Origin of the sequence: Aquabacterium sp. (genome assembly GCF_014378415.1) — a bacterium.
GTDB lineage: Bacteria > Pseudomonadota > Gammaproteobacteria > Burkholderiales > Burkholderiaceae_C > Aquabacterium.
The window spans coordinates 1-6,246 of record NZ_JACMNS010000123.1; the positions used below are offsets into that span (position 1 = coordinate 1).

The 6,246-nt window shown below is 60.4% G+C and carries 6 protein-coding genes; 3 read left to right on the forward strand and 3 right to left on the reverse strand.

All coding sequences use genetic code 11. From position 1 onward, the window contains the following. Positions 1–198: 198 nt before the first annotated feature. The 3 genes from H7225_RS11455 to H7225_RS11465 form a co-directional block, all read right to left on the reverse strand. Positions 199–1,590 (reverse strand): TolC family outer membrane protein, encoded by a 1,392-nt coding sequence (locus H7225_RS11455; protein ID WP_290661913.1) that lies wholly within the window; start codon positions 1,588–1,590, stop codon positions 199–201. 13 nt (positions 1,591–1,603) lie between these two features. Beyond that, positions 1,604–2,257 carry a protein-L-isoaspartate O-methyltransferase gene (locus H7225_RS11460; RefSeq protein WP_290661915.1) on the reverse strand — a complete coding sequence of 218 codons (654 nt, stop codon included), beginning with the start codon at positions 2,255–2,257 and terminating at the stop codon, positions 1,604–1,606. A 101-nt stretch (positions 2,258–2,358) separates the two neighbouring features. Then, a complete protein-coding gene (locus H7225_RS11465; protein ID WP_290661917.1) occupies positions 2,359–3,027 on the reverse strand; it encodes a TetR/AcrR family transcriptional regulator in 669 nt (222 codons plus the stop codon). 57 nt (positions 3,028–3,084) lie between these two features. On the opposite strand from H7225_RS11465, the gene H7225_RS11470 reads away from it, so the two are divergent. The 3 genes from H7225_RS11470 to H7225_RS11480 form a co-directional block, all read left to right on the forward strand. Then, positions 3,085–3,528: a thioesterase family protein gene (locus H7225_RS11470; protein ID WP_290661919.1), complete on the forward strand. Its 444-nt coding sequence runs from the start codon at positions 3,085–3,087 to the stop codon at positions 3,526–3,528. A gap of 96 nt (positions 3,529–3,624) precedes the next feature. Further along, complete coding sequence (locus tag H7225_RS11475; RefSeq protein ID WP_290661921.1) at positions 3,625–5,256, forward strand: 3-(methylthio)propionyl-CoA ligase; 1,632 nt, start codon at positions 3,625–3,627, stop codon at positions 5,254–5,256. Between the two features lie 186 nt (positions 5,257–5,442). Beyond that, positions 5,443–6,246 (forward strand): ABC transporter substrate-binding protein (locus tag H7225_RS11480; protein ID WP_290661923.1); only part of this gene is annotated, 804 nt, incomplete at its 3' end.

The window sequence follows — 6,246 nt, forward strand, 5'->3', positions numbered from 1 at the left end:
ACCGCCTTGTAAGCGGTAGGTCGTCAGTTCGAATCCGACAAGCGGCACCAAAACTGAAAGCCTGTGTTGTTAGCCATGACAGCACAGGCTTTTCTCATGGTCGAGTGTGATGGCGCCATGCCTTTGACCAAGCAGCAGAGGCCAAGAAAAAGCCCGCGCGAGGCGGGCCTGGTGATCGTCAGAGATCGCGGTGCTGGTTCACTGTGGTGCCAACAACTTGTTGAAAGTGTCCAGGTCTTCCGGCTTGAGGGTGCCGCTGGCTTGGCGAAGCCGCATGCTTGCCACAAGCACGTCGTACCGGGCCTTGTAGAGGTCTTTCTGCGTGTTGGACACCAAATTTTGCGCGTCGAGGACATCCTTGTTGATGCGCACGCCGACGCGGTAGCCCAGTTGCGTGGCTTCCAGCGCCAGTTTGACCGAGCTTTCAGCAGCTTCATAGGCCTTGACCTGGGCCATGCCCGACTGAACCACCAGGAAGGCCTGGCGGGTGCCCAGCGTGATGGCGCGCTTGGCGCTGTCCAGATCGTGTTCGGCTTTTTCTTCGCCGACCAGGGTTTCCTTGATGCGGTTCTGCACGGCAAAGCCCGCGAAGATGGGCACGTTCAGTTCCAGACCGATGGCCGAGTTCGTGCCAGTTTTGCCATTCACCTGCGCCAGAGCGGCCCCAGGCGCATTGCTATTGATCTCGCTGCGAATGATGGACGCCGTGGCATCCAGGGTCGGCATGTGCCCGGCGCGGGCTTTGGCCGTGTCCAGCTTGGCCAGCGCCAGGGCGACTTCTGCTTTGCGAACGGTGGGCGATTGATTGGTCTGTGCCGTCCATTCATCCACCGAAGCGGGCATCAGGACCGGCAGGTTCACGGGTGTCATCAAGGGGCGGGGCTTGACCTCGGTCTGTCCCACCAACTGGTCCAGTGACAGGCCTTTGACGCGCAAATCGTTGGTGGCAGCGATCTCTTGGGCTCCAGCCAAGTCAAAGCGGGCCTGGGCTTCACGTGTGTCGGTGATGGTGGCATTGCCCACCTCGAAGTTGCGCTTGGCGGCGGCTAACTGCTCGGCCAAGGCCTTCTTGTTGGTTTGCGAGGTGGCCAGGATGTCTTGCGCCGAGAGCACGTCGAAATAAGCCTGTGTGAGGCGTACCACCAGGTCATCCTCTGCGGACTTCAGGCTGGCTTGTGCGGCAACCAGGGCTTGCTGGCCCTTGCCCACATCGGCGTCGTTGCTGCGGTTGAACAGCGGTTGCTTGGCCGACAGGCCCAAGGTCTTTGTGGTGCCATAGCCGCTGGCCAAAACGCCCTGGGCACCCGGTGCGTTGGAGTCCAGTTTTGTGCGGTCGATGGTGCCTCTCATGCCCACAGTGGGCAGGCGCAAGGCATCGGCCTGGGCGGCTTTGTATTGGGCGGAGTCTGATTCTGATTTGGCCGACAGGTAGGCGGCGTCATAACTCTTGGCTGCCTGAAACAGTTCCAGCAGTGACTGGGCTCGCGCCTGCTGGGTTTGAGCGGTGGCCCAACTGGACATGCTCATCAGCACAATGGCCGCCGCGCAAACCACGGGGCGCAGAGCGGGGCGTTTCAAGTTCGGGGACATCTTGTGATTCCTGTCAGAAGTGGAAGCGGCTGGGAATGAGAAAGCCTGCCAGCCGAGGGGCGGTGGTGTCGAACAGGTCTTCGCTGCTGAATTGGCCGTTGCCCAATCGTGTGAACAAACGCGCGCGCATGATGGGCTCATCGCCCACGATGGCCAGCAGGCGGCCACCTTCCTTGAGTTGATCCAGCAAGGCTTGCGGCACCTTGGCGACCGAGCCTGTCAGCAAGATGGCGTCAAAGGGGGCTTGGGCGAGCAGGCCTTCAGCCCCATCAGACTGCACGATTTCTGCGTTGTTGACGCCGGCATGGCGCAGGTTGGCGCGGGCAAGCTGAACCAGGTCGGCCTGGGTTTCCAGGCCGATGACGCGTTGGGCCTTGTGGGCCAGCAAGGCGGTGACGTAGCCGGTGCCAGCGCCAATGTGCAGCACGGTGTCGCGCTTGCTCAGGTTCAGGTCTTGCACCAGGCGGGCTTCAAGCTTGGGGGCCAGCATGGCCCGGCCGCCGGACAAAGGCACTTCCAGGTCCATGAAGGCCAGCGAGCGATGGGCTTCGGGCACGAAGTCTTCGCGGCGCACGACGGACAACAGGGACAGGATGGAGCTGTCCAACACATCCCAGGGGCGGATCTGCTGCTCGATCATGTTGAAGCGGGCTTGTTCGACGTTCATGAGGACATCCTAGGGGCAGTCGGGGAAGTTAAATATTGGGAAAAAGCAGGGATTTTAAGAACTGCAGTGCCCGGACAACGGAAAACGATGCGCATTTTTTGTCATTTCACCAAACCGCGAAGCAAGAGCTCGATTTGCGTGGCCATGAACTGCGGCGGGTCCAGGGGCACCGGGTTGACCGAGCAGGCCGCCGAGCAATGCTGATAAAGCACCAGGAAGTGCACGGGCGCGATCAGGGCATGGACCACCGCACTCACGTCCATGTCGCGGAACTCGCCCCGGTCCATGCCGCGCTGCACGGCCTTGGTCAACATGGCGTGCGCGGGGGCCACCACTTCGTCCATGTAGAACTGGATCAGATCGGGGAAGTTGTTGGCCTCGGTGATGATGACCAGCATGATCCCGGAAGCCTTGGACGCGCCAACGCGCGACCACCAGGTGTGGGCCAGCAGGTGCAGCAATTCGGACGTGGGGCCTTCGAACTGTTCGACGATGCCGCTGCCCTCGGCGATGACTTCGCTGAGGTGGGTGCGTACCACGGCCTTGAACAGCTCATCCTTGCTGGGGTAGTACAGGTACAAGGTGCCTTTGGATACCCCGGCCATCCGCGCCACTTCTTCGGTGCGCGTGGCGGCAAAGCCTTTCTCGACGAACAGCGTCAGGGCGGCCTCAAGTAACTCTTGGGGCCGGGCCGCCTTGCGGCGCTGACGACCTGATCCAACCGACTGGATCAGCGAGGTCACAGGGCAGGAGGATTTGATGGCAGGCAAGGGCTGACGTGGGTAACTGACCGACTGGTCAGTAATGTAGCGTTAATAATCGTTTGCATGGAACGTGCACAACCCCAACCCCGCAGCGCCTACGCGCACTTTGACACCATCTCGACCCGCTGGATGGACAACGACATCTACGGGCATGTCAACAATGTTACCTATTACAGCTATTTCGATTCGGCGGTGAACCGCTACCTGATTGAAGCTGGTGTACTGGACATCCACGATGGTGGTGTGATTGGTCTGGTGGTCGAGACGCATTGCAATTACTTCGCGCCTTTGGCCTTTCCGCGCAATGTCGATGTCGGCATCCGCGTGGCCAAGATTGGCAGCAGCAGCGTGCGCTACGAGATCGGCTTGTTTGATGAAGGCCAGTCTGTGTCGGCGGCCAGCGGGCATTTCGTCCATGTCTATGTGGACCGCGTCACGCGCCGGCCCAAGAGCTTGCCCGCCGACTTCGCGCTGGCGGTTCAGAAGCTGCAAGTGGCGGCTGGCTGAGCACCAATACAAGCGAAAACACCCTGTTGGTGATACGTCAAAATTTGACTATGATCATTGTCTGAATTTCTTGTCCTCACATTTCTGGAGCCGCCAATGAGCCTGATGGGCCAAATGATGCACATGCCCTTGTTGATCTCGTCGCTGCTGACGCACGCGGCCAGGCACAACGGTGACGTCGAGATTGTTTCCAAGCGCGTTGAGGGCGACATGCACCGCACGACGTGGTCGGAGGTCGAGTTGCGTTCGCGCAAGCTGGCCCAGGCCCTGGCGCGCCTGGGTTTGAAGGCCGGTGAGCGTGTAGGCACCTTGGCCTGGAACGGCTACCGCCACCTGGAGATCTACTACGGCGTGTCGGGTTCCGAGCTGATCTGCCACACGGTCAACCCGCGCTTGTTCCCGCAGCAGGTGGCCTGGATCATCAACGACGCCGAAGACAAGGTGCTGTTCGTTGACCTGAACATCCTGCCCCTGATCGAAAAGCTGATCCCCAGCCTGCCCACGGTCAAGGCCGTGGTGGTGATGGTGGCCCGCTCGCACATGCCGGCCGAAACCGCCATTCCCAACCTGCTGTGCTATGAAGAGCTGATCGAGGCCGAAGACGGCCACTACACCTGGCCGCAATTCGACGAGAACACCGCCGCCAGCATTTGCTACACCTCGGGCACGACAGGCAACCCCAAGGGTGCGGTCTATTCCAACCGCTCGACCGTGCTGCACGCCTACGCGGCGGCCTTGCCTGACGCCATGTCGGTGTCCACCGTTGACACGGTGCTGCCGGTGGTGCCCATGTTCCACGTCAACGCCTGGGGCCTGCCTTACTCGGGCGCGCTGATCGGCTGCAAGCTGGTGCTGCCAGGGCACCATCTGGATGGCGCATCGCTGTACGACCTGTTCGAAAAAGAGAAGGTCACTTTCAGTGCCGGTGTGCCCACCATCTGGCTGGGCCTGATCAACCACGTCAAGCAGAACAACTTGAAGTTCAGCACCTTCAAGCGCACGGTGGTGGGCGGCGCGGCCTGTCCGCCCGCCATGATCCGCACGCTGGAAGACGAGTTCGGCGTGCAGGTGATCCACGCCTGGGGCATGACCGAGATGTCGCCCCTGGGCACCTTGGGCCGTCTGAAGTCCAAGCATGCCGACTTGCCGGTTGAGGCCCAGCATCGTCTGCTGGAAAAACAAGGCAAGGTGATCTACGGCGTCGACATGCGGATCGTTGATGCCGAAGGCCAGGTGCTGCCTTGGGATGGCAAAACGTCGGGCGATCTGGAGGTGCGTGGCCACTGGGTCATCAGCAGCTATTTCAAGGTCGACAAGTCGCCTTTGCACGATGGCTGGTTCCCCACGGGCGATGTGGCCACGATCGATGCCGACGGTTACATGCAGGTCACCGACCGCTCCAAGGACGTGATCAAGTCGGGCGGCGAATGGATCAGCTCCATCGACCTGGAAAACGTGGCCATGGGCCACCCCGCCGTGCACGAGGCTGCAGCCATCGCTGCTTTCCACCCCAAGTGGGACGAGCGCCCGCTGCTGGTCGTGGTCAAGAAGCCCGGCGCCGAAGTGACGCGCGAAGAGATCCTGGCCTTCTATGACGGCAAGATCCCCAAGTGGCAGTTGCCCGACGATGTGGTCTTCACCGACGAGATCCCGCACACCGCCACTGGCAAGATCTACAAGTTGAAGCTGCGAGAGCAGTTCAAAGACCACAATCTGCCCACGGTTTAATGGTTTGAATCAAAAAGCGCCTTTCGAGGCGCTTTTTTGTGGTCGGTACAACAGCACTGGGCATTGATTGCAGAGGAAATGGCAGATAAATTCAAGTTTTGTCTGAGATTCCGGGTCATCCCTGAAGCACCCCCCGGGTTTAGGGGGGTAATCTCCGTGTCTGGTCGATACCCCAAAGAGGAAAGCATGAATCTGCAACGCCGAGCATTGAGTATTTTCGTGGCCGCCTCGCTGAGCGCTGGTGCCGCCATGGCCCAAAAAGGTGAGACCGTGAAGGTCGCATGGATTGATCCGTTGTCAGGGTTGATGGCCAGCGTGGGCCAGAACCAGCTCAAGACCTACCAGTACATCGCTGAAAAGCTCAATGCCAACAATCCTGCTGGCGTGAAGTTTGAGATCATCAGCATCGACAACAAGCTCAGCCCTGCCGAGACGCTCAACGCCCTGAAGTCGGCCGTTGACCAAGGCGTGCGTTATGTGGTTCAGGGCCTGGGTTCGGGCGCCGGCCTGGCGCTGCTGGATGCCGTGAACAAACACAACGAGCGCAATCCCGGCAAGGAGGTGGTCTACCTGAACTACGCGGCGGTGGATCCGGACATGACGAACAGCAAGTGCAGCTACTGGCACTTCCGCTTCGATGCCGACACCTCCATGAAGATGGAAGCGCTGACCACCTTCATGAAGGACCAGGCCGACATCAAGAAGGTTTACCTGATCAACCAGAACTACGCCCACGGCCAACAGGTGTCCAAGTTTGCCAAGGCCAACTTGGCCCGCAAGCGCCCCGACATCGAGATCGTGGGTGATGACCTGCACCCGCTGGCGCAGGTGCGTGACTTCTCGCCCTATGTGGCCAAGATCAAGGCCTCGGGCGCTGACACGGTGATCACCGGGAATTGGGGCTCCGACCTGGCGCTGCTGGTCAAGGCCGCCAACGACGCCGGCCTGAACGCCAAGTTCTACACCTACTACGCCAACTTCGGTGGCACG

Bases quoted from the DNA above. Each gene is read 5' to 3' on its own strand.
- H7225_RS11470 (WP_290661919.1), top strand. From the start codon at position 3,085: ATGGAACGTGCACAACCCCAACCCCGCAGCGCCTACGCGCACTTTGAC.
- H7225_RS11475 (WP_290661921.1), top strand. From the start codon at position 3,625: ATGAGCCTGATGGGCCAAATGATGCACATGCCCTTGTTGATCTCGTCG.
- H7225_RS11455 (WP_290661913.1), bottom strand. From the start codon at position 1,590: ATGTCCCCGAACTTGAAACGCCCCGCTCTGCGCCCCGTGGTTTGCGCG.
- H7225_RS11460 (WP_290661915.1), bottom strand. From the start codon at position 2,257: ATGAACGTCGAACAAGCCCGCTTCAACATGATCGAGCAGCAGATCCGC.